Annotated in this window: 24 protein-coding genes and 1 pseudogene; all 25 read left to right on the forward strand. The window is 40.7% G+C overall.

What is annotated here, in order from left to right; all coding sequences use genetic code 11:
- The first annotated feature begins 2 nt into the window (after nucleotides 1-2).
- Nucleotides 3-1,406, forward strand: coding sequence for a mercuric reductase (locus tag ACWPWS_RS08535; protein ID WP_413930980.1), 1,404 nt, complete (start codon nucleotides 3-5; stop codon nucleotides 1,404-1,406).
- Nucleotides 1,403-2,377, forward strand: a complete 975-nt coding sequence (locus tag ACWPWS_RS08540) for an ABC transporter ATP-binding protein (protein WP_413930981.1) — start codon at nucleotides 1,403-1,405, stop codon at nucleotides 2,375-2,377. Before ACWPWS_RS08535 ends, ACWPWS_RS08540 begins: the two co-directional genes overlap by 4 nt.
- The gene (locus tag ACWPWS_RS08545) at nucleotides 2,374-3,942 is read left to right on the forward strand and encodes an ABC transporter permease/substrate-binding protein (protein WP_413930982.1); all 1,569 of its coding nucleotides are present in this window, start codon (nucleotides 2,374-2,376) and stop codon (nucleotides 3,940-3,942) included. The genes ACWPWS_RS08540 and ACWPWS_RS08545 overlap by 4 nt, the downstream gene beginning before the upstream one ends.
- A complete protein-coding gene (egtB, locus tag ACWPWS_RS08550) occupies nucleotides 3,939-5,099 on the forward strand; it encodes an ergothioneine biosynthesis protein EgtB (RefSeq protein WP_413930983.1) in 1,161 nt (386 codons plus the stop codon). Before ACWPWS_RS08545 ends, egtB begins: the two co-directional genes overlap by 4 nt.
- A gap of 52 nt (nucleotides 5,100-5,151) precedes the next feature.
- Complete coding sequence (locus ACWPWS_RS08555) at nucleotides 5,152-5,505, forward strand: SnoaL-like domain-containing protein (protein WP_413930984.1); 354 nt, start codon at nucleotides 5,152-5,154, stop codon at nucleotides 5,503-5,505.
- Between the two features lie 34 nt (nucleotides 5,506-5,539).
- Nucleotides 5,540-6,508: a bifunctional methionine sulfoxide reductase B/A protein gene (locus tag ACWPWS_RS08560; RefSeq protein ID WP_413930985.1), complete on the forward strand. Its 969-nt coding sequence runs from the start codon at nucleotides 5,540-5,542 to the stop codon at nucleotides 6,506-6,508.
- A gap of 27 nt (nucleotides 6,509-6,535) precedes the next feature.
- The gene (gene trxB, locus ACWPWS_RS08565; RefSeq protein ID WP_413930986.1) at nucleotides 6,536-7,495 is read left to right on the forward strand and encodes a thioredoxin-disulfide reductase; all 960 of its coding nucleotides are present in this window, start codon (nucleotides 6,536-6,538) and stop codon (nucleotides 7,493-7,495) included.
- Between the two features lie 41 nt (nucleotides 7,496-7,536).
- A complete protein-coding gene (locus ACWPWS_RS08570; protein WP_413930987.1) occupies nucleotides 7,537-9,189 on the forward strand; it encodes a glutamine--tRNA ligase/YqeY domain fusion protein in 1,653 nt (550 codons plus the stop codon).
- A 67-nt stretch (nucleotides 9,190-9,256) separates the two neighbouring features.
- On the forward strand, nucleotides 9,257-9,550 hold the full coding sequence (locus tag ACWPWS_RS08575; protein WP_413930988.1) for a GNAT family N-acetyltransferase: 294 nt from the start codon (nucleotides 9,257-9,259) through the stop codon (nucleotides 9,548-9,550).
- Between the two features lie 282 nt (nucleotides 9,551-9,832).
- Complete coding sequence (locus ACWPWS_RS08580; RefSeq protein ID WP_454046188.1) at nucleotides 9,833-10,318, forward strand: OsmC family protein; 486 nt, start codon at nucleotides 9,833-9,835, stop codon at nucleotides 10,316-10,318.
- A gap of 63 nt (nucleotides 10,319-10,381) precedes the next feature.
- Nucleotides 10,382-11,974 carry an MFS transporter gene (locus tag ACWPWS_RS08585; protein WP_413930990.1) on the forward strand — a complete coding sequence of 531 codons (1,593 nt, stop codon included), beginning with the start codon at nucleotides 10,382-10,384 and terminating at the stop codon, nucleotides 11,972-11,974.
- A 153-nt stretch (nucleotides 11,975-12,127) separates the two neighbouring features.
- Complete coding sequence (locus ACWPWS_RS08590) at nucleotides 12,128-13,309, forward strand: cation:proton antiporter (protein ID WP_413930991.1); 1,182 nt, start codon at nucleotides 12,128-12,130, stop codon at nucleotides 13,307-13,309.
- The gene (locus ACWPWS_RS08595; RefSeq protein ID WP_413930992.1) at nucleotides 13,302-13,559 is read left to right on the forward strand and encodes a glutaredoxin family protein; all 258 of its coding nucleotides are present in this window, start codon (nucleotides 13,302-13,304) and stop codon (nucleotides 13,557-13,559) included. Before ACWPWS_RS08590 ends, ACWPWS_RS08595 begins: the two co-directional genes overlap by 8 nt.
- A gap of 69 nt (nucleotides 13,560-13,628) precedes the next feature.
- Nucleotides 13,629-14,114 carry a peptide-methionine (S)-S-oxide reductase gene (locus ACWPWS_RS08600; RefSeq protein ID WP_413930993.1) on the forward strand — a complete coding sequence of 162 codons (486 nt, stop codon included), beginning with the start codon at nucleotides 13,629-13,631 and terminating at the stop codon, nucleotides 14,112-14,114.
- A gap of 100 nt (nucleotides 14,115-14,214) precedes the next feature.
- Nucleotides 14,215-14,541 (forward strand): thioredoxin, encoded by a 327-nt coding sequence (gene trxA / locus ACWPWS_RS08605; protein WP_070562100.1) that lies wholly within the window; start codon nucleotides 14,215-14,217, stop codon nucleotides 14,539-14,541.
- A 21-nt stretch (nucleotides 14,542-14,562) separates the two neighbouring features.
- Entirely contained in the window at nucleotides 14,563-15,009 is a 447-nt protein-coding gene (msrB, locus tag ACWPWS_RS08610) for a peptide-methionine (R)-S-oxide reductase MsrB (RefSeq protein ID WP_070562098.1), read from the forward strand.
- A 63-nt stretch (nucleotides 15,010-15,072) separates the two neighbouring features.
- Entirely contained in the window at nucleotides 15,073-15,564 is a 492-nt protein-coding gene (gene msrA / locus ACWPWS_RS08615) for a peptide-methionine (S)-S-oxide reductase MsrA (RefSeq protein WP_070562096.1), read from the forward strand.
- 4 nt (nucleotides 15,565-15,568) lie between these two features.
- Nucleotides 15,569-15,778, forward strand: coding sequence for a hypothetical protein (locus ACWPWS_RS08620; RefSeq protein ID WP_070562094.1), 210 nt, complete (start codon nucleotides 15,569-15,571; stop codon nucleotides 15,776-15,778).
- Between the two features lie 128 nt (nucleotides 15,779-15,906).
- Nucleotides 15,907-16,416: pseudogene (gene msrA / locus ACWPWS_RS08625) on the forward strand (peptide-methionine (S)-S-oxide reductase MsrA); the annotation flags it as partial.
- A gap of 46 nt (nucleotides 16,417-16,462) precedes the next feature.
- Nucleotides 16,463-17,458, forward strand: a complete 996-nt coding sequence (locus tag ACWPWS_RS08630; protein ID WP_070562090.1) for a type I glyceraldehyde-3-phosphate dehydrogenase — start codon at nucleotides 16,463-16,465, stop codon at nucleotides 17,456-17,458.
- Between the two features lie 90 nt (nucleotides 17,459-17,548).
- Nucleotides 17,549-17,995, forward strand: coding sequence for a TlpA disulfide reductase family protein (locus ACWPWS_RS08635; RefSeq protein ID WP_165689906.1), 447 nt, complete (start codon nucleotides 17,549-17,551; stop codon nucleotides 17,993-17,995).
- A gap of 44 nt (nucleotides 17,996-18,039) precedes the next feature.
- On the forward strand, nucleotides 18,040-19,521 hold the full coding sequence (cysS, locus tag ACWPWS_RS08640) for a cysteine--tRNA ligase (RefSeq protein ID WP_454046189.1): 1,482 nt from the start codon (nucleotides 18,040-18,042) through the stop codon (nucleotides 19,519-19,521).
- Nucleotides 19,522-19,614: 93 nt separating this feature from the next.
- Nucleotides 19,615-20,436: a helix-turn-helix domain-containing protein gene (locus ACWPWS_RS08645; RefSeq protein ID WP_072996003.1), complete on the forward strand. Its 822-nt coding sequence runs from the start codon at nucleotides 19,615-19,617 to the stop codon at nucleotides 20,434-20,436.
- 751 nt (nucleotides 20,437-21,187) lie between these two features.
- Nucleotides 21,188-24,067 carry a histidine kinase gene (locus ACWPWS_RS08650; RefSeq protein WP_454046190.1) on the forward strand — a complete coding sequence of 960 codons (2,880 nt, stop codon included), beginning with the start codon at nucleotides 21,188-21,190 and terminating at the stop codon, nucleotides 24,065-24,067.
- Complete coding sequence (locus tag ACWPWS_RS08655) at nucleotides 24,064-24,819, forward strand: LytR/AlgR family response regulator transcription factor (protein ID WP_454046191.1); 756 nt, start codon at nucleotides 24,064-24,066, stop codon at nucleotides 24,817-24,819. Before ACWPWS_RS08650 ends, ACWPWS_RS08655 begins: the two co-directional genes overlap by 4 nt.
- The last annotated feature ends 35 nt before the right edge of the window (nucleotides 24,820-24,854 follow it).

Below are 24,854 nucleotides of genomic sequence, written 5' to 3' on the forward strand. Positions count from 1 at the left end.
ATATGGAAAGATTTGATGCGATAATTATTGGTTCCGGTCAGGCGGGCAATCCCTTAGCAAAGCGATTGACTATGGAAGGTAAACGTGTGGCTATTGTCGAATCAGTCTATATAGGAGGTACTTGTATTAACTATGGATGCACACCGACAAAAACTTTGGTTGGCCTGGCTAAAAACATTGCCCAGGCACGCAAGGCCTCAGACTATGGCATCATACTAAATAACAATGTTCCGGATTATAAACTAATCAATCAACGCAAGAACGAAGTTGTATCCTATTACCGGGAAGGACTTGAAAATAGGCTGATTAAGGACCCAAATATTACGGTTTATCATGGAAAAGGCAAGTTTTCAGGATATAAGGAAGTCAGTGTACAACTTGCAGATCTGAGCTATAAATTAATTACGGCGGACTGGGTATTTATTAACACGGGCGCTCGGCCCCGTATTCCAGATATTGATAGGTTGCAATCAGTCAACTTTTTAACGTCGGAAACCATTTTAGACCTTGAATATCTGCCGGAGCATTTGATTATTGCCGGTGGCGGCTACGTGGCACTTGAATTTGCACAGATTTTCCGTCGGATGGGCAGCCAGGTTACGATCATTGAAAAGTCTTCCAAGTTACTGTCAAAAGAAGATGAGGATGTAGGATTAGAAATCACCGGGATTCTTGAGGCTGAAGGTATGCAGATCGTTATGGATGCATCCATAAAACGTGTTGATGCCGAGACGGATGGGTCTATCGCTGTTGAAATTCTTTCCACACAAGGATCATATACGTTAACCGGTAGTGATCTGTTGATTGCTACCGGCAGAATGCCAAACACGGAAGATTTGGATTTACCAAAAACAGGCATTCAGGTTGACGGAAAGGGATTTATTCCGGTAAACGACCACTTGGAAACAACAGAAGCAGGTATTTACGCACTTGGCGATGTAAAGGGCGGGCCTGCATTCACGCATGTGTCGTATCACGATTATATTGTGTTAGCTGAGAACTTATTGGATAAAAAAATGTCCTCTATCCACAATCGGTTAATCCCTTACTGTGTTTTTATTGATCCTGAACTGGGAAGAGTTGGGCTCACGGAAAAGGAAGCCGTTGAAATGGGTCTGGACTTTTCGGTTGCAAAGATGAATACTTCTTTTATTGCCCGGGCAGTTGAGATAGGCGAAACAAGCGGATTTATAAAGGCAATAGTTGACAATAAAACAAAGAAGATTTTAGGTGTCGCTGTGATATGTCCGAACGGTGGCGAATTGATGTCTTTGCTACAGGTGGCCATAATGGGCGGTCTTACTTATGACCAGTTGCGCGATACCATGTTTGCCCATCCCACGTATGCGGAAGCTATCAATAATCTTTTCCATCCGGCACATATAAAACCAAAAGCTAAGTTATGATCAGCATTCGCCAGGTAAGTAAGTTTTTTGGAGCGCATTCAGCAATAGAAAACGTCGATTTTAATATTGCTGAGGGTGAACACGTTGTATTGCTTGGACCTAGTGGAAGCGGTAAAACAACATTACTTCGGATGATTAACGGCCTGGTAACACCTTCAGCCGGTATAATATTGATCAATGGAAAGGATATCCGGAAGCAGCCTCAGGATGAGCTGAGGCGTCGAATTGGTTATGTACTTCAACGCAATAGCCTTTTTCCACATTATACCGTGGAAGAGAATATTAGCGTGGTGCCCAATCTGTTAAAATGGAACAAGCAGACGACTGCTCAAAGAGTTAGGGAACTGATGGCAAAGTTACACTTACCTGAAAAATACTTATCACGCAGACCGGATGAATTAAGCGGTGGCGAGGCACAAAGGGTAAACATCGCGCGGGCGCTTGCTACAGATCCACCGGTATTATTGATGGATGAACCGTTGAGTGCTTTAGATGCCATTACCAGAAAGTCCATACGGGAGGAATTTATGCGACTAGATGAATTCCGGAAGAAAACGATCGTCATGGTTTCTCATGATATCCAAGAAGCATTTGCAATGGCAGATACCGTTGTTTTGCTTAATAATGGGAAACTGGTTCAGCAAGGAAGACCATCTGAATTATTATACAATCCTGCTAATGATTTCGTAAAAGATTTTCTTTCAAACGACTATTTAAAACTTTCGCTTGGCGTTACATCGATTGACGACCTGTGGAATTACCTGCGGGGAGAAAGCGGTGACGAAGAAGGTTTTTCTGCGGAGCCGGTCGGTGATACCACGTTATGGAATGCAATGGAACGATTTCAGCATAACACTGAAAATTGTCAGTTCATCACCATGCGACACAAATCTTCCGGTGAATGGAAGCGCATTACATGGAGCGATCTCATGAATGCATATCGTTTACATCAAAACAATAATCAAAGATGAACGACAATATTAATCTTTGGGAGTTTGTTACCCGCCATTGGGAGAAGTTGCTCGAACAAACCGGGCAACATATCGGGCTTACCTTTATGTCCATATCCCTTGCGATATTCGTAGGTGTCCCGGCAGGTATTCTCATCAGCAGAAAAAGAAAGTTATCATCACCGGTTCTTGGTTTCGCCGGAGTGCTGCAAACAATTCCAAGCATTGCATTGCTCGGACTGCTGATTCCTGTATTGGGTATTGGTGCCAAACCCGCTATTGCAGCACTGTTCTTATACGGCCTGCTTCCTATCGTTCGCAATACCTACACTGGTATTATAAACATTGATCCTGAAATAAAAGAGGCCGCAAGAGGACTCGGCATGAGCTATAAGCAATCATTGCTGAAAGTAGAACTGCCCCTAGCGATGCCTGTAATACTTGCTGGCGTTCGTATCGCGACGATCATCAACGTTGGAGTAGCCACGCTTGCGGCGTATATAGCTGCCGGTGGATTGGGCGAGTTTATTTTTGGCGGGATTTCGCTGAACAATACAACCATGATGCTTGCGGGTGCAATACCTGCGGCCTTGCTGGCGCTTCTTTTCGATTTTCTTCTTTCGCGTCTTCAAAAAATAAGGTTTAGGAAGATAGCGGGCCTTTTTTCCATCATGGCAGGAATTGTTTTGCTTTCGGGCTTCTATATCATTCCATCCATAGAACGGAGCAAATTATTAGCCGGGTTTACTCCTGAATTCATGGGACGTGCCGATGGTTACATCGGCCTACTGCAAACATATGGTTTAAAGATACCGACAGTGGTTATCAATGATGCCGTTATGTACAAAGCGATTTATGAAAAGAAGCTGGATATAGTGAGCGGTTATAGTACCGACGGCCGGATTGATGCTTACCGGTTGGTTAGCCTGGAAGATGACAAGAAAATATTTCCCCCATATTATGTAGCACCGATTATAAAAGAGCAGACACTCTTGCGCTTCCCCGAACTGGAGCCTGTGCTTAACCTACTTGCGGGTAGGATCAATGATTCGATCATGACTTCCCTTAACTATCAAGCGGACTACCTACACCGTGAACCGGCTACCATTGCCCGTGAGTTTCTTGAAAGCCAGCATTTATATAAACCTGCCCGTCCGGTCGGTAAAAGCTCGATCAGGATTGGCTCTAAAGTATTTGACGAGCAATATATTCTTGCAAGCATTTATACGCAGCTTATCAGGGGCTATACAGACTTGGATGTTTTACCAAAAACCGGATTGGGCGGCACTAAAATATGCTTTGACGCACTAATGAACGATCAGATTGATCTATATCCGGAATACACAGGAACGGGGCTGACGGTCATGTTGCACGCCGATACGGCAACTGTGCGCAGGCTGATAGCAAATAAAGATGCGGTGTATGATTATGTGCAACGGGAGTTTAAACAACAGTTTCAAATCAAATGGTTAAAGCCTGTGGGATTCAATAACACTTATGCCTTAATGATGCGGAAAGAAGACGTTAAACGGCTAAAAATCCGGACAATCAGCGATTTGTCCAATTATTTAAAATTCGAAAAATGATAGCTATTAAAGATAAATACAGTAAAGTCCGCAAACGAAGCGAAGACATCTGTTCGACCTTGGAGACGGAAGATTATGTGGTACAACCGATAGTAGACGTGAGTCCGCCTAAATGGCACTTAGGACATACATCCTGGTTTTTTGAAACCTTTATCTTGGTCTGCTATCTTGAAGATTATTCCAGTTTTAATCCGTCTTATCCTTTCGTGTTTAACAGTTATTATGAGAGTTTAGGCGCACGCGTGATACGGACTAACCGTGGTAATTTAAGCCGGCCAACTGTTGACGAGGTCTATGAATATCGCCGTCATGTTGATGTGGCAATGGACAAGTTGCTTAGTCAAACGATAAGTGAGGAACTACATACCCTTATTATTCTTGGACTTAATCATGAAGAGCAACATCAGGAATTATTAGCGACCGATATCAAATATATTTTAGGACACAATCCGCTCTTTCCAACCTATGAGGAAATTGCAAATCCAATAGCCGTAGATACGGCTACCAATGAGTTTATTACCGTTAATGATTCCATGCACAACATTGGATACGATGGCAACGGATTCTGCTTTGACAATGAACTTGGGCGTCATGAAGTCTTTCTCCCAGCATTTAAAATAGCAAAGAATTTGGTCACAAATGGCGAGTATCTCTCATTCATCGAGGATGACGGGTACAAGAAGCATGAATACTGGCATGCCGAGGGCCTTGATTGGGTCAAAAATAATAACATTGATGCACCACTTTACTGGCATTGGATAGCTGACCAATGGCACTCCTACGGTACGGCGGGAATCCAACCATTGAAACTGGACGAACCGGTGGCTCATGTAAGCTATTACGAAGCATCCGCCTTTGCTGCATGGAAAGGAATGCGATTGCCTACAGAATTTGAGTGGGAAGCAGCGTGTAAGCAATTTCCTTGGGGTGACCGTTGGGAATGGACCGGCAGCGCATATCTGCCTTATCCCGGATACGTCCGAGCGGCCGGGGCTATCGGAGAGTATAATGGCAAATTTATGGTTAATCAAATGGTACTCCGTGGCGCTTCAATTGTCACGCCGCCGGAACATAGCCGTCCAAGTTACCGCAATTTTTTCCATCCGCATTTAAGATGGCAATATACGGGCATCAGACTCGCAAAGGCCTTTAAATAACTGCACGCACGTTTATTGTATACATATAACTCATACTCAAAAAAACAAAAAAATGGAAAGCAAACTTAAAGAACTCGTAAAAGAATTGAATGGTTTGGTATCAAATGGTCAGCTGGTTGATGCGGCTGAAAAATTTTATGCACCTAATGTCAAGACCATTGAATATGATGGCTCAGTAACAGAGGGAAAACTCGCGACAATGAAGAAACTCATCGACTTTGTAGATTCCATTCAAAATGTCAAAAAAATTGAGCTTCTTCGATCGGCGGCTGATGGCAATGCCTCCTTTTCGGAATACATTTTAGATTTCGACATGAAGGATGGAAGCAATGTCTACCTGCATGAGATCATCCGCGCACTATGGGAAGATGGCAAAGTTGTAGAGGAGCGGTATTTCAAAGGATAACGGATTTTTTTAACCTTAAATAATTAATACTACTATGCTAAAGTGGCTTGATGTTATAAAATATGCCAATAACGGCAACCCTACTCCTGACAAAAGAGTGGAAAAGACTGAAAAGGAATGGAAAGCACAGCTTACCGAAGAGCAGTTCAATATTACGCGGCTTAAGGGGACAGAGCGTGCATTCAGTTCTGACCTGTGCTCCTATTTTGAACCGGGAAGATACGCATGCGTTTGCTGTGGCACAGAACTATTTGATGCAGACACCAAGTTTGAAAGTGGAACTGGATGGCCCTCCTTCACGCAGCCGATAGAAGAAAATGCAGTTGCCTACCATAAGGATAGCGCCTTTGGTATGGTGCGTATTGAGGCGCTCTGCAATACCTGTGATGCTCACCTGGGGCATGTTTTTCAGGATGGACCTATGCCGAGCGGACTTCGTTATTGCATGAATGCCGTTTCGTTAAAAAAGGTAGACGTTAGCGAAAAGAAGGTGGATTTGGGCGGAGGCTGCTTCTGGTGTACCGAAGCAATCTTTCAACGACTGAAAGGAGTAATAAAAGTAGAAAGTGGCTACAGCGGAGGGAAGATCACCAACCCAACCTATAGAGAGGTTTGCAGCGGTATAACCGGACATGCTGAAATGGTTGAAGTTACCTACAATCCAAACGAAATATCATTTGATGATTTACTGCGAATACATCTCAGTACCCACAACCCTACAGCCGTGGACCAACAGGGCGCAGACCAGGGTTCCCAGTATCGGAGCATCATTTTTTACAGGACTGAAGATGAAAAACAAACTGCGATGAAGGTTATTCACGAAGTGCAAAAATCATATTTAGATATGGTTGTTACTCAACTGGAAATGTTCGAACATTTTTACAAAGCGGAAGATTATCATCAGGATTACTACAACAAGAACCCCGACGGAGGATATTGCCAGGCTGTTATCGATCCTAAACTATCTAAATTCAGGGAATTGTATAACGACAATATAAAATAACGCTAACTTATTAAAACAGAGACACAATTGAATACAGAACAGTACGAACGAATAAAATGTCTGATCATCGGATCTGGACCAGCTGGTTACACCGCCGCCATTTATACGGCCCGCGCAGACCTAAAACCTGTACTATATACAGGCTTGCTTATCGGCGGCCAGCTTACTAAAACGTCTGATGTCGAAAATTATCCGGGATATCCCGATGGTATAATGGGACCCGAAATGATGGAAGGTTTTCACAAACAGGCTTCCAGAATGGGCGCAGATCTGCGGATCGGGTTTGCAAGCGAAGTCGATTTTTCTGAACGGCCTTTTAAAGTTACTATCGATGAAAATAAGGTGTTACTGGCGGATTCTGTGATTATCGCTACAGGAGCAACACCAAAGCTTTTGGGACTTGATTCGGAAAATCAGTATGCGGGTCACGGGGTTTCGGCTTGTGCCACCTGTGATGGATTCTTCTTTAAGGGTGAGGATGTTGCCATTGTAGGTGCCGGGGATACTGCGGCTGAGGAAGCACTGCACCTATCAAAACTTTGTAGAAAAGTGTACATGTTGGTTCGTAAATCCAACTTCAGGGCTTCGAAAACAATGGTTCATCGGGTAGAAAACACGCCTAACATTGAAATCATGTTTAACGTCGAGGTAAAAGAAATTCTCGGAGATGGTGTAAAAGTTAATGGTACTCGGCTATTCAATAACATTACTTCGGAGGAAACTAAACTGGACGTAACCGGTCTGTTTTTAGCCATCGGCCACCATCCAAACACCGGGTTATTCAGCCGTTGGATTGATATGGATGATGTAGGATATATTAAAACAAAAAATTGTTCCACAAAGACAAATATCCAGGGCATTTTCTGTTGTGGTGACGCTCAAGACCCAAACTACCGTCAGGCAATTACCGCTGCGGGAAGTGGTTGCATGGCGGCCCTGGATTGTGAGCGGTTTCTATCGGCTATGGAACACGGAGCTATTGAATAACGGCTGCCAAATGATTTAACAAATAAAGGAAACAACAAAGTATGGAGGAATCATTAAATTTTGTCGAAGCAATCATTGAGCAAGATATCCATAATGAGGTTTACAGTGAAGGTATCACGACGAGGTTCCCTCCAGAGCCTAATGGATATCTGCATCTCGGTCATGCCAAATCCATCTGCTTGAATTTTGGGCTTGCATCAAAATACAAAGGAAGGGTTAACCTGAGGTTTGACGATACCAATCCAGAAAGAGAAAACAGCAGCTATATAGATGCCATCAGGGAAGATATTCAGTGGTTGGGATTTGAATGGCATAATGAATTCTACGCTTCAGACTATTTTGAAATCCTCTACGGATTTGCCATAGAATTAATCAAAAGAGACCTCGCTTACGTTGACGATAGCACACCTGAAGAAATTGCCGAGCAGAAAGGAACTCCCCAGGTTCCGGGAGTACCTAATCGGTACAGAGGACGTTCGATAGATGAAAATCTACTTTTATTCGAAGCGATGAAGTTTGGCGGCTTCAAAGATGGGGAGAAAGTATTGCGCGCTAAGATTGATATGAAGGCCGCTAATATGCACATGAGAGACCCGATCATGTACCGCATCAAACACACTCCCCATCATCGTACCGGGAGTGCGTGGTGTATTTATCCCATGTATGATTTTGCTCATGGCCAGTCCGATGCTATTGAGCACATCACGCATTCCACCTGCACCCTTGAATTTGTTGCACACCGTCCGCTTTATAATTGGTTCATCGAGAAATTGGGCTTATTTCCCTCCAAACAGATTGAATTTGCTCGTTTGAATCTTGCTTATACAATCATGAGCAAACGCAAGTTGCAGCAACTGGTTGAAAAAGGCTTGGTTGACGGATGGGATGATCCACGATTGCCTACGATAGCCGGTCTCCGTCGAAGGGGTTATACCCAAAACGCTATCCAGGAGTTTTGTGAAAGGATTGGCGTTGCGAAACGGGATGCGATTACGGATTACAATTTGTTAGAATTCTGTGTACGCCAGGATCTAAACAAAACGGCCCAGCGGAGAATTGCCGTTTTAAAACCGTTGAAGGTTATTATAACGAACTACGACCAGGCATCTATTGAAAAGATAGTTTTAGAGAATTTACCAGGAGAAGAAACCAAAGGTAGTCGTGAAGTACCATTTAGCAGGGAGCTATGGATCGAGCAGGACGATTTTATGGAGCATCCGACAAAGAATTACTACAGGTTGACTTTGGGAGGAGCGGTCAGATTGAAAGGAGCATATATCATCTTATGTGAGCATGTTGTGAAAGATGAAGATGGAAACATCTTAGAACTACATTGTAAATATTTTCCGGAAAGCAAGTCTGGTGACGATCAAAGCAACATTAAAGTAAAAAGCACGATCCATTGGTTAAGTATTCCTTTTGCGATCCCGGCTGAAATCCGGCTCTACAGTAACCTTTTTAAAATAGAAGACCCTAGTCAAACGGGAGACGAATTCCTAAATCATTTTAACAAAGACAGTATTCAGGTATTGCCAAATGCATATGTAGAAAATGATCTCATCAAAGGAGATGAAGTAGGTGTAAACTTTCAATTTGTCAGAATGGGCTATTTTATAAAAGACAAGAATTCAACAGCGGACCATTTTATTTTTAACAGAACCGTCGATTTGAAAGAAAACTGGAAGAAAACCTAAAAATGCCTTTTACAATAACTCATACTTAAATAACAAGCAAATACAAATTATTAAAAAAATATAAAAAATGGAAAAGATTGAAATACACGAAGGCCAAAATGGCATCTCTTTTTTTTCGCTTCATGCAGATGGCCAGGAAGTCGGCAGAATGCTTGTCAGTGTTACTCCCGATATATTGGAAGCGGGATATACCAGTGTTGGCTTTGCCCAGCGTAAAAATGGATATGGCAAGAAACTCGTAGACGCAGTAGTTGATTATGCACGCAAAAACAACCTGAAAGTAATAGGGAAATGTGGTTTTGTGGCGATGATGTTTAACAAATATCCAGAGACTTACGGAGACATCCGTGCCCATATGTAAACGTAAGGGTAACCGCTTCGGCGTATAATAGGACCCTACGTCGCAATCCCAAAAGAGATACTTAAAAACCTGAAGTCTGCACTCATGTTACCTGTTGTTATCCAGACATTCAAGCTAGAAGTATTGGTAGAGATAAAAGTTGTCGCATAAGGAGCGCTAGTTGACAGGAAAGCTAATTGGCATTTGATGCCGAATTCAAAAGGATTTTTTAAAAGGAACCAAACACTTTGAAGATAGCGCTAAAATTTAAAAATCATGATACACAAAAAACAAATCGTTCGATTGTTCGCAAAGGATATTACAGGTGATATCATTAAAGACCGTCAGGGAGTTACTGTTAATTGGCGAGCAGGGCAACTGGTTCTCGATGAACCAACATTTAATGGTGGTAATGATATCGGTCCCGATCCGTTTACAACGGTTTTATCCGGTCTTGTAGGTTGTACATTGACCACCTTACGGATGTATATCAAAAGGAAAGGATGGGATATTACAGACATACATTGCTCCGTGAATATGCTTCAACAGGCAGAGCCGTTCAAGACTTCGATTTTCAGGACGCTTTCATTCGGTCAGCCCGTTACCGATGCGCAAAAAGAACGCCTGCTTTGGATTGCAGTGAACTGTCCGGTAGCAAAGTTGCTGCATGGTGAGATTGATATAGAAACCCAGCTATCTGATGATCCAACTGTTCGGGCTGGTGGTGGAGACTACCCACCATCGGATGAGGCTTCAACAGATGCCACAGGGAATTATACAACCCAGTAACGTGAACGACCAAAAAGATTATACCGACCATTTATGTACCACTAAAACCGCAAGTAAAAAGATATGTCTACAGTTGCTTTAAGTAGCCTTAAGGGAAGATGGGTGATGGTTGGTACAATCATGGCCTCATCTATGGCATTTATAGATGCGACTGCACTTAATGTTGCATTGCCCGCTTTGCAAAGCGACTTTCATGCGACAAGCAGTGAGCTGTTCTGGATATTGAATGCATATCTGCTGATGCTCTCATCGTTAATCCTTATAGGTGGATCTTTAGGCGATAAAATTGGACGTAAACGAATTTTTATGTTGGGGATATTGATTTTTATAATCGGATCAGCTGCCTGTGGGTTTTCTCAGAATGTCTTGTCTTTGATTATATTTCGAATGATACAAGGCATCGGAGGCTCACTAATGATCCCTGGGAGCCTTGCACTGATTTCTTCTTCGATAAATGAAGTAGAGCGGGGAAAGGCTATCGGGACATGGTCAGCAGTAACTACTGTCGTCAGTGTCGGAGGGCCTATTCTCGGCGGAGGGCTTGCCGACATCGGACTTTGGAAATATATATTCTTTATTAACGTCCCTATAGGTGTATTTACGTTGATTGTTCTGGCAACAAATGTAAATGAGGTCAAGTCAGACAAGATGGATAAATCGATTGATTTTGTTGGCGCCATTACAGTTGTGTCTGGATTAGCCGCACTAACATTTAGCTTTCTTAGTATGCCTGCTAAAGGGATTTATAGTTGGCAGGTGTCCTTGGCCCTGATAATCGGTATTATCCTTCTCATAGGTTTTGTTCGGATTGAACAGCGAGCCAAACATCCGATGATGCCAATGTCTATATTTAAAAATGGAACCTTCAGCGGGGTCAATCTATTGACACTATTTCTCTATGCCGGTCTTGGTGGTGGTATGTTATTTCTGTCGTTAAATCTCGTTCAGGCGCAAGGTTACTCACAATTTGAATCAGGACTTACTATTCTTCCTTTTTCCATCCTTATGATATTGCTCTCCAGATACATTGGTAAATTATCAGACAAATACGGGGCGCGAATGTTTTTGATATTAGGTCCGATCATCACTGGCACAGGGTTTATGATGCTTGCATCAATTAAGCAGACTTATGGATCAGGTGAATACTTCAATACTTTTTTCCCAGGGATATTTGTATTCGGGCTCGGTATGGCTATTACCGTTGTCCCGCTTACAAAAACCGTAATGAGTTCGGTAGGCGATCAATTATCAGGGACTGCCTCGGGCATCAATAATGCAACAGCACAAATGTCCAATGTCTTTGCTTATGCCATCTTTGGGGCTTTGGCCGTTTTCTTCTTCTCGTCAGGAATGGAAAGCCGTCTGGCAAATTCAAAATTACCTAGTGATGCCCGAAAACTCATAGTTTCTGAGGCTATAAATCTTGGAAACGCCCAGGTCCCAGCGACAGTACAGGAGTCTGATCGTGCTCAAATTGCAGCATTTTATAAGGAAAGCTTCATAGATTCCTATAAAAATGTAATGCAGATATCAGGAATGCTTTGTATTGCAGGCGCGTTTATGACGATTATCTTCATTAAAAAAAAATCTGTTAGGGATGCACCAGAAGGCTCTAAATCCATATTTAATAAGGACTATGATAAGATTCGGTATTGACAGAGGAAGTTATTGGCACCCAGGAATTATGACTAGGGTCCTGAAAGGCATAGAATCCTTAGAACAACACAGGAATTGGTTTCGCGTCAGGAGTCAAATCGGTACCTGCCTTCTCTTTGCCATTACATTACTCAAAATCCTAAAACAAAGCTCATGCAACATAACATCCTTATAGATATATGTGCCATTTTTGGCGTTGCTACAGCTATCATCATTGTTTGCAATTTTCTTAAAATTAGATATATCATTGGTTATCTAATCACCGGTATTTTGCTCAGTCCAAATACTTCCAGCTATTTTGCCAACATGAACGAGGTGGATGTGTATGCGGAAATAGGAGTCATACTGCTTTTGTTTACCATTGGACTTGAATTTTCCTTTGACAAATTGAGAAAAATCCAAAAATACGTATTGGGCGGAGGTATGGCGCAATTGGTCATTACCATCTTAATTACTTCAGGACTTATCTGGCTTACAAGACGACCCAGCTGGGAAGGAAGTATATTCTGGGGGTTTTTGTATTCATTGAGCAGTACGGCGATCGTAATAAAAACGTTGCAGGATTCGAATAAAATAGTAACGCCCCACGGTAAATTTATATTAGCGGTGTTATTGTTTCAGGATATTATGATCGTACCCCTTATGCTGTTTACGCCTATTCTTGCAGGTGCAGGTGGTGACTTATTAACAGCGTTTGGTTTGTTATTGGGCAAATTGGTGCTGATGGGCTTCATTGCCTATGTACTGGCTCGTTTTGTAATCCCCTTTTTCTTAAAAAGTGTAATGAAGGTGCAGAGCCAGGAGGTATTTTTGATTGCCTTAATCTTTATCGTTACCGGTATCGCCTTAGTAACCGAACGACTAGGCTTATCTCTTGCTTTAGGTGCCTTCATTGCGGGCTTGATTATTGCCGAAACTGATTATGACCGTATGGCGATCTCCTGTTTTTTGCCTTTTCGATATGTATTTATGAGCTTTTTTTTCATTTCTATGGGAATGTTGCTTAACTACGAGATATTTCTGACCGATTTCGGTTGGATTGTATTTTGGATATTTTTTGTCTTTGTTGTAAAGTCAGTTGCGGGAATTCTTGCCGTAAAAATATTTGGACTGGAATGGAAAATTGCTCTTGCCGTTGGATTTTCTATCGCGCAAATTGGTGAGTTTTCATTTGTACTCGCCCAAAGCGGGTTGAAGTATCAATTGATAAGTGACAATAATTATCAGATATTTTTAGCTGTGTCCATTATCCTGATGTCTGTAACACCCTTTATAGTAACAAACGCGGAAAAAATACATCCTTTATTTAAAAAATTGATAACTAAAAATGGATAGACCTAAATTACAATTATATGGAACTGACTGGTGTACCAAGTCTTCTGCATTGCGGAATTATCTGCAAAGCAAATGGATAGAATTTGATGATTTTAATGTGGAAACAAATATTGAAGCCGAAGCTAAAGTACGGGGTCTGTACGAAGGTAAATTAAAGTTCCCTACCATAATAGTGGGCAATGATTATATTAAGAATCCAACGATATCACAACTCGAAGAATTTTTGAAAATACACAATATCTCCGGATAATTTTTAGGAGTTGAATCCATTATTTTAATAAAAGACGCCAGCTCAGATAATAATTTGTTAATAAGAAATATGAAAAAAATAGGTTTTGGTGGAGGATGTCACTGGTGTACAGAAGCCATATTTCAGGCTTTAAATGGCGTTGAGTTTGTGGAGCAGGGCTGGATTTCCTCATTGAATCCCTATGATACATTTTCAGAAGCGGTTATTGTTCATTTTAATGAAGGCATCACACTGGATGTGTTAATTGAAGTGCATCTGCTGACGCACAGTAGCGCGAGCGCACACAGTATGCGTTACAAGTACCGTTCGGCAGTGTATTATTTTGATCCCAATGATAAAGATACTATCGAATTAATAATCAATAAGCTGTCAAAGGAAAATGACACCAAATATATTACACAGACACTGCCCTTTGCAGACTTCAGATTGAATTCGGAGCACTTCCTCAATTATTATAAAAAAGACAAACAGAAACCTTTCTGCCAAACCAATATAAATCCTAAACTAGCTGCAATACGCAAAACATTCGGTCATCATATTCGAAATGATTTTTAAGATGGGAAGAATTGCCAAAATATCGGGTGATAACGGTAAGAGAAAGGGTATTGCCGTATATTAACTTTGTGGAGTTAGATAACAATTAAAGTTTTTAGTTATGAGAAAAATAGAAAGTAAACAGGAATTTGAAGAAACAATTCAAAAAGAAGCAAGCGTAGTTGTAGATTTTTACGCCGACTGGTGTGGTCCTTGCCAGACGCTATTACCCACATTGGATGACCTGTCCAAAGACTTTGAGGGGAAGGTCAAAATAGTTAAAGTTAATGTTGATAATCAACAGGAACTTGCCCAGCGTTTTGGTGTGCGTAGCATCCCCACATTGATCTTTTTCAAGAACCAAAAAGCTGTGGAGACCATAGTAGGTCTTCGAACCAAGGATGAACTTCAAAAGAAGATATCCGCGTTGGAAATAGGAAATAAATAGTAACATTCAAAATAAATAGTTATGTTAAACTGGAATGATATCATCAAGTTCGTAAACAAAGGTAATCCTGTTCCGACTCGCAGGGTGGAAAAAACAGACGAGGAATGGAAAGAACTGTTAAGCCCCGATTCGTATTTTGTTACCAGGGGGAAGGGTACTGAGCGAGCACATAGTTCGGATATGTGCGGCTTATTTGAACCGGGTAAATATGAATGTATCAGTTGTGGAACACCTTTGTTTGATGCAACTGAAAAATTTAACAGCACTTCTGGCTGGCCTTCTTTCACTCAGCCCATAGCTGTTGAAAATATTGCCTACCATAAGGATGGTGGTTATGGTATGATAAGAGTGGAAACGACCTGCAATGTCTGTGATGCGCATTTGGGCCATGTTTTTCCGGATGGTCCTGCACCAAGTGGTCTTAGATACTGTATCAATGCCGTGGCGCTTAAGAAAGTAGAGGGCTGAGATCTCTCAAGCATTTCAGATCAAAAATTTTAAAGAACTTAAATAAAATAAAAGCTATAAGTAATGGAAAATTTGAAAAAAGCATATTTGGCGGGTGGATGTTTCTGGGGCATGGAAGATCTTTTCAGAGCACGTCCTGGCGTAATTAATACCGAAGTCGGGTACTTAGGGGGACAGAACGATAATCCCACCTACGAGTATCATCCCGGCCATGCAGAGGGTGTTGAAATTACCTATGATCCAAGCAAGACAACTTATAGGGAGTTATTGGATTATTTTTTCAGGGTACATGATCCCAGCACGGTAGATAGGCAGGGCAATGACAGGGGCAAAAGTTACCGCTCGGCACTATTCATTCAGAACGATGAAGAAGGAAATGATGCCGTGGAAATGATCAAATTAGTTGATGATTCGCAACGCTGGCCTGGAAAGGTAGTAACGACATTGGAGCCGTTCACAAAATTTTGGCCTGCCGAAGACTACCATCAAGATTATCTGGTCAAAAATCCGAATGGCTACACCTGCCACTTTGAGCGCTTTGGAACTTTTTTGTAAAGCAATGAACAAAGTAACGGCAGAAATTTACCAGCTGCATCCCGATCGGTATATATTGGTCTCTGGACAGGAGGAAGGCGCACCTACATGCCCTTATGAAAATGTCCAACAATGGGTTGGCTATGATACCTTAACCAAAGAATATATTCGGTTTACAAAGTCGGTATACAAAAAGCTTGTTGAAGAAATGGAAAATAAAAAAATAAAGATATGAATATAGTAGTTTTCTTATCGACCGCACTCGGCTTCTTCGCCATGACAGGTTGTAGCAACAGTATGAGTAACAAAGCCGAGCATAATAAGGGCTTGGAAGAAAAAGTAAGCATTACTGAAATGACAGGCAATAGCGATAGCACGGACGTTATCTATTTTGCCGGAGGATGTTTCTGGGGAACAGAGCATTTTTTTAAACAGGTAGATGGTGTTATCGCTACCGAAGTAGGCTTTGCCAATGGCCGTACCGACAATCCGACATATGAGGATGTAGTACAGAAAAATACGGGCTACGCTGAAACCGTAAAGGTTACATACGATGCTGAAAAATTGGATTTGAATCTGTTACTTGATTTGTATTTCCTTGCTATTGATCCTACGAGCGTAAATAAACAGGGTAATGATATCGGTGATCAGTACCGTACGGGCATTTATTACACCTCAGGCCAGCAGTTACCACTTATAAACCAACGGATAAATAAAGAGGCGGCAAAACATATCAGAGCTATAGCAGTTGAAGTAACCCCCATAAAGAAATATTATAAAGCCGAGGATTACCATCAAGACTACCTGGATAAGAATCCGGGAGGATACTGCCATATTAATCCGGCACTTTTTAAAGTGGCGAAGGAAGCTAATAAGGCAACCAATAAATGATAATATCATCAAAAAACTATAAAAAATCATGAAAAAAGTAGCAATCAACGGATTTGGTCGCATAGGAAGGGCAGCATTAAAACTGATTTTTGAAACCGATGACCTTGAAGTCGTCGCCATAAACGATTTGATGTCGGTAGAAAATGCAGCATATCTGCTTAAATACGACAGTAACTATGGTAAGTATGCTAAAGATGTTAAATTTGAAGGAGACAGCTTATTTGTGGGGGATAAAGAAATCAAGTATTCCAGTCTACGCAACATTTTAGAGTTACCATGGAAAGCACTCAATGTAGACGTTGTTATTGAAAGTACCGGCATATTTACCAACAGTGCCGATGCTGAAGGGCATATTCTGGCTGGTGCTAAAGCAGCTGTAATTTCAGGTCCTACAAAAGACACTCCAACAGTTGTTTATGGTGTAAATACTACAGATGATAAGACATTGGTCTTTTCTTGTGCAAGTTGTACGACCAATAACATCAGCCCTGTAATAGAAATTTTGGGAAGAAGGTTAGGTATAAAAAAAGCAATTCTTAATACCATACATGGATATACTGCTTCACAAAGCCTTGTCGATGCGCCTTCGAAAAAAGAGCCACGCATGGGTAGAGCGGCCGGCTTGAATCTGGCACCGGCTGCTACGGGAGCAGCCATAGCGACTACTAAAGTATTACCTCAGTACGCCGGAAAGTTCGACGGCGTTGCCATTAGAGTTCCCGTCCCTGTTGGCTCCATTTCGGATATTACTTTTATTGCTGAGAGACCTACCACGGTTGAGGAAATCAATCAGATTCTGTCAGAAGAAGCGACCACAGAACGGTATAAAAAAGTGATCGCTGTAACAAATGAACCCCTTGTATCAACTGATATCATAGGAAGTGCTTTCGCTTCTACCGTAGATTTAGAAATGACAAGGGTTGTTGATGGAGACCTAGTGAAAATAATGGCTTGGTATGACAATGAATGGGGATTTACCAATCAGATGATCAGACAGATTCAATCAATATGGCAACCTGAATAAACTGATTTAAGCGCACATGCTTACGTCGATTAACTGCATTCCCCTTCTGAAAAGGATAGGGGAATTTTGATATTTATTGTTATGGAAATTTTGAACAACCAAATCCAACCCTGGCATTTGGAAAGTATCGGACAGAAAGATCTTCCACATTACGATAGCTTCAAAGGAAAACCCTTATTGATCTTGTTTTTCTATTTAGGCTGTCCGGGATGTGTAGGAAGAGCTATCCCATTTGCCAATAAAATGGCGTATGAACACGGGGACAAGATGAACGTATTAGGGATTCATAGCAATTTTGAAGGTCCCGAATATACCAATGATGAAATTATTGAAAATTTAAAGTCATTGCATGTTAGGTTTCCGGTTTTTAGGGATGCCGGTATGGCCACCACTTTTCACGATTACCAAGCCGGGGGGACACCTCACTGGGTTTTGGTAGATAAAAACGGTAAGGTAGTCCGTTCCATATTTGGTTCGGATCCCAATCGAGCATTATTATGGTTAGATTACGCAATTATTGAAGAGTTGGAAAAGTGAATTAGAATTTACCTTCAAAACATTGCAACTTTTGAATATTCAATATGACTATATATAAAGATCATCCACTGAAAATATATAACTCACTTTCGAACGAAAAAGAAATATTCACACCGATTCAAGATGGTCACGTTGGGATGTATGTCTGCGGTCCGACGGTGTACAGTAATGTACATCTTGGTAATGTAAGGACATTACTCTCGTTCGATATCATCTATCGCTATCTTCTGCATTTAGGCTATAAAGTCCGTTATGTGCGTAATATCACTGATGTAGGACACCTGGTTGATGATGCAGATAGCGGTGAAGATAAAATTGCAAAAAGAGCGCGTTTGGAACAACTTGAACCAATGGAAATTGTTCAACGCTATACCGTTGATTTCCATGATATCCTCCAAAAATTCAACCTTTTGCCGCCAAGCATTGAACCAACGGCGACCGGTCACATGATTGAGCAAATCAATGTCATACAGAACATCATAGATAAGGGCTATGCCTACGAATCGAATGGATCGGTATATTTCGACGTGGCAAAGTATAGTGAGGATTACGATTATGGTGTGCTCAGCCATCGGGACCTGATACACACGCTTGATAACTCCAGACCACTTCACGGCCAGTCTGACAAACGGAATGAACAGGATTTTGCGCTATGGAAGCGTGCTGATCCACACCATATAATGCGCTGGCCTTCGCCGTGGAGCGATGGTTTTCCGGGATGGCATACGGAGTGTACCACAATGAGCACAAAATACCTTGGGCAAAGATTTGACATCCACGGTGGAGGTATGGATCTGAAATTTCCACATCATGAATGTGAAATAGCTCAGGGAGAAGCCTCCACGGGCCATGCACCGGTTAACTACTGGCTGCATGCCAATATGTTAACGCTGAATGGAAAGAAAATGTCCAAATCTAGTGGAAATAATATTCTGCCAGATGAGATTTTGGCTGGCGACAATCCTGTTCTTAGCAAAGCGTTTTCAGCTTCGGTGACGCGTTTTTTTATGTTACAAACGCATTATCGAAGTATTATGGATTTTTCGAATGAGGCGATCCTGGCTGCTGAAAAAGGATACGACCGCCTGATGAAAGCGATAAATAGCTTATCGAAGCTTGAGCCTGGAAATAGATCGACACTCGACATCGCTGGTTGGGAAGCCAAATGTTATGAGGCGTTGGATGACGATTTTAATACGCCGATACTTATCTCACACCTTTTTGAAGGCGTTACGTATATTAATCAACTGAAAGACAAGACTGCCATACTTTCAGCAACCGATCTGGAACATTTCAATAAAGGTATTTCAACCTTTGTTTTTGACGTACTAGGATTGGAAATGAGATCGGGTGTGTATGACAGCTACGCTGAAAAACTCGACGGGACAATCAAATTACTAATTGAAATTAGGAATAAGGTGCGAGCAGATAGAAACTTTACTTTGTCAGATCAGATACGCAACCGACTCGCTGAGTTAGCTATCAAATTGAATGACTCAAAGGAAGAAACAACTTTTAACTATTGATCTGATTTAAAGATTCGCTTTAAATTAAATTGTGTTTTGAGATTATATGTATTTTTGATAATAATATAGAAGTACTTTAAATTGAATATTAATATGATCTATCAAGGAAAGCAGAACGAATACTTTGAGTTGGAGTATGTAGATTGTGACAATTTCAGAAGCTTTAGGCCGATTGTATCTGGGGCTCTGCAGCTACTGTGGTTTCAATCTGACGGAAACAAATTGATCATCGATGGCATTCACCAAACTTTTAATAACAACCAGATTGTTAGTCTCTCTCAATACCATCATGTGCAATATGAGCAGATTAACGCTATGAAAATGCTTCGGTTCAATTCAGAATTCTATTGCATAATTAACCATGATAGCGAAGTCGGCTGTAAAGGTGTATTGTATTATACACCTGCAAAAATACCGGTTGTTTCGGTTCAGGAGCCGCAATTTGCGATAATGAATGATGCCTGGAACCTAACCGATATGGAATTAGAAATGAAAGACGAATTGCAGCTTGAAATGCTGCAAATTGTCCTCAAGCGCATCCTGATACTGTGCACAAGAATATACAAAATGCAAGGTACCTTGTCTTTCATCGACGATAGTCAGCATAATTTAATAAGGGAATTCAATTTTCTGGTTGAACAAAACTTTAAGGAGCAGCATAGCGTCTCTTACTATGCAGGTTTATTACACAAATCACCAAAGACCATTACCAATACCTTTAAGAAGATTGATGAAAAATCACCACTTCAGCTTATCCATGACCGTATTCTGTTAGAGGCTAAAAACTTGCTGCATTATACAAAACGGGATATTTCTGAAATAGCGTACGAACTCGGATTTGAAAACGTGCAGGTATTCAGCCGATTTTTCAAGAGACTCTCAGGTATTTCTCCTACCGAATTTCGACTCAAATAAAAGAAGAGAATTTAGGCGGATTAGGCTTAAAAACATAGCAATTAAAAACGTAGACCTCTTTAAGGGCAGATCTTGAACAGTAGGGTAAATCGATCTTAATAGGTTTCGATTTAATTATTGTGCGACCTGATTGACTGAGTTTTTAATGTCTTGAAAAAAACTCTAACTCAGTAAGGCTGTCATTATGGATATAAAACAGCACCATAGCTTTATGCTCAGTGTTCCTGGTACATGGATAGGTCAAACTACCAGCCTTTGCTTAAGCCATATATCTAAAGCATTCTGTATCTCTCTGTTTGGGTACATATTCTATATACACCTTGCCATGTCTTATACTAAAGCAGGGCTCATACTATTGGGATTACGGTAATGCGCAATTGTAGGAGCACACAAATGAGCAACCTCCGCAATAACTTTGTAAGTCGAAATAAAGGGTAAAGAGCCAATGTACTCTACCCTTTATTTTTTATATTTGCAATATTGATTTACAAGGTAATCAAATGAAAAAGAATGTAATAAGCACCATTACTAAATCGTTACCGATAGAGTTTTCCTCTCTTGTAAACTACTCTTTATTAGTCACTTTGTGCTATATTAATCTTTTTAAGTAAAAAAAAAGAACCAATGAGTAAGTGAGCAGGATAAAAACACAGGCGAGTATTTTGTCATTTTGAATGCGTAAAAAAGCTGTAAATATGATATTTGGAAGCATTTCTCATTCTGGGGAATTTTCTATATTAGCCTGAAAACTATGCATCATTACCGCCTCATATTATTCCTGTTGTTTCATAGCCTGCTGATGTACAGTCAGAAGCCACAGCTCCGGCACTATAGCTTAAGTGACGGATTACCCAGCAATACAGTATATTCAGTGTATCAGGACAGTAAAGGGTTTATCTGGTTCTGTACCAGCTGGGGAATTTCAAGGTTTGACGGGCATCATTTTGAGACCATCACCAGCAATCACGGACTTCCGGATAATGAAACTTTTCAGGCATGGGAAGATGAATGGCAGCGATTATGGGTAAGCACCTATAACGGAAGCCCTACCTATATATATAATGGAAAGGTGTATTCTGCACAGAATGACAAGCTATGCCGCCTCATGGAAAAAAGGAAAATCGGTTTTTATGATATTGCTCCAAGATGGAGCCCATACGCTGATCAGCATAAAAAATATATTATAGGTAAAAACAGCATTTCTAATCCAAAAGACAGTACAGCACAATCTCCGCACCTGCACTTCTCTGACCAAGGGAATGAGTACTATATTTCTACAAAAAGGATCATAAGGAAAAATCATCAGGGATTCACCCTCGTTTATACATTTAAAGAAAAAGCCATAAAACCTTTTTTTTATCTCAATGGCCATTTGTATGCGAAATACTATAATATTCTTTATGATTTGATATTTAAAGAAAATATACCTGTTGTCAAAAAAATTGAAATGCCCAGCAATATCCTTGATCTTACAATAGGTAAAAATGGTAAAATATGGATCTGTACCACAAGTGGAATTCTGGAATACAATCCTGATGGAGGTACGAATCAAAATCCACGGTATATTGCCATGAAAGGCATTGTAAGCTATAGCAGTTTTATAGATAAACAAGGCAATAGCTGGTATCCTACCAATGAGGGTGTTTATATGCAGCCCACCAATAAGACCCTAGTGTATACTACAGCAGACGGACTTATTGATAATAATGTTTTAATAGTAAAATACCTGCCTGGAGGAAAACTTCTGGCAGGATATAACAACAGTGCTGTTATGATAAGAGAAAAAAACAGCTTCAAACCATTATATACGCTGGGTGACGGACAATGGAACAGACTCCGGTATATCTTACCTATTGATGATCATATTTTCTTAGCCGGAACAGACAGAGGCTTATATCAATGCAGCCTAAACGGAAATCAATACACAAAACTTCTTGAATATTCTCAGAAATCGGCCGCCATCAGAAATAATACCATCCTTCTAAGCCAGACTGAAACCAAACCGAGAAATCATCTTCTTTATGATCTAAAAGAAGGAAAATTCAGTCAGTTGCCTGAACTGAAGATTTCCATTGCAGCTCCGGCAACGGCTATCGATGCAAAAGGTGTGTATTGGCTGGGTACAATACAGGGGTTATTTTATTATAATCAATCTTTAAAAAAATTTATTCAGGATCATTCTTTAGGCAAAAACCGCATCACCTCACTGAATTTTCTGAAAGGCAGGCTTGTCGTTAGTACTCATTCTGATGGTATTTTTATTCGGGATGGTCAAAAAGTAATAAAGCTGAATACTACAAATGGACTCATCAGTAATATTTGTGAAAAAGCTTATATAGACGAAAAGGAAAGATTATGGATCAATACAGACAAAGGGTTATCCAGAATCACTTTTGATGACTGTATGCACTACTCTATTTATCATTTTTCGGCAGCTGACGGAGTTCCGAGCCACATGATCAATAATATTACCTTTGGAGAAGGAAAAGCTTTTCTCGCTACATCCAATGGTATTATCGTGATCAATCAGGATCATGTCAGCAAAAGCCAGCCTTACAAAGTGTATTTCCTTAAAGCATCGTTTAAAGACAGCATTGTGTACTATCCCCGAAAGATCAGCCTGAAATATAACCAGAATAATGCTCAGATCTCTTACACCGCCATTTCTTATCTGGATGAAAAAGACATTAAGTATAAATATCTTCTGTCCGGAGCAGAAAATGATACCGTAATTACAGAAGAAAGCACATTAAATCTGGGAGCTTTAAAACCTGGAAACTATCAGCTCAACGTCTGGGCTTCCGGAAAAAATAATACTTGGAATAAAACACCTGCCGTACTGGCTATTGCTGTAAAACCACCATTTTGGGAAGAACTTTGGTTTATGGGCGGAATATTCCTGCTGCTGCTGATTTTAATTATTGTGATATACAGGCACCGTATCAATATTATCCGCAAAAAGGAAGCTGAAAAAACCGAAAGAAAAAAGATGATTGCTGAACTGGAAATGCAGGCTCTCCGAGCTCAGATTAACCCCCATTTTATCTTCAATGTGTTGAATGCTATTCAGAATTATTATGGTAAAGAGGATGAATTGAATGCCAATTATTATATGGCAGCCTTTTCAGATCTGATCCGCAAAACCCTTACCCACTCCAAAGAACACTGGAACACCATTGAGAAAGAAATGGCAATGCTGAAAACGTATATCGAACTGGAACAGATGCGTTTTAAGAATCATTTCACGTATGAAATATCTGTGGAACCAGGATTGGAGCAGTTAAAAATTCCGACGATGCTTCTTCAAACCTATACTGAAAATTCCATCAGTCATGGGTTGAGACATTTAAAAACAGGGGGAATTCTGCAAATTTCCTGTAGCAGAAGTGAAGATTCCATCATATGCATTGTGGAAGACAACGGTGTGGGATTTGAAAAAGCCCGTGAATTTGACAGCAGACCGGACGATTATAAATCCATGGGACTGAAAATTACTGCCGGCAGAATTTCCGCAATTAACGAACTGTATGGAACATCCATTTCTATAGAGATCACGGATAAAAAGAGTATAAATCCGGATGTTCAGGGAACTATTGTAAAAATAACCATTAAAAACACTCCTTTTCTATGAGCAGAATAAAGTCTATCGTTGTAGATGATGAACAGGAATCACGCGAAACTCTTCTTCGTTTTCTATCCAAATATTGTCCAGACGTTGAACTCATCGGGGAAGCCGGTTCGGTGAACGAAGCAGTGGAAGTTATCAGGGAAATGTCTCCGGAACTGGTTTTTCTAGATGTCAACATGCCTGTTGAAAACGGATTTAAGTTATTTGAAAAGATATCAGACCGTAATTTTTATACTGTATTTGTGACCGCTTATGATCAGTATGCTGTGCAGGCCTTTAAACATCATGCAGTAGATTATCTGTTGAAACCTATTGTGATCCACGAACTGATCATTACCGTAAACAGGGTTGCCAGGCTTTTAGAAGATAAAAACAAAATCCAGCAGTTATCTGCTATGCTTCATCACATTAAAAGTCCTGTAGAACCGAGCAAAATTGCGCTGCCAACCCTGGAAGGTCTCGTATATGTTCACACCATTGATATTGTACGTCTTCAGGCTGATGACAATTATACTTCTATTTTTTTCAAAGGAGGAAAGAAAATGATGATATCCCATACATTAGCCTATTTTGAAGAAGCATTGAAAGAGCAAGGCTTTGTCCGTATTCATCATCAGCACCTCATCAATCTTCAGCATGTTGAAAAATACATCAGAGGACGCGGCGGCTATATTATTATGAGCGATGAAACTTCATTACAGGTATCGCAGAGGAAAAAAGATGAGTTTCTCCGGATTATTAAGAGAATAAAATAATAGAAAAAGGCAAATTCGCTGAACTGCGGATTTGC

The organism is Chryseobacterium sp. Marseille-Q8038 (assembly GCF_965111995.1).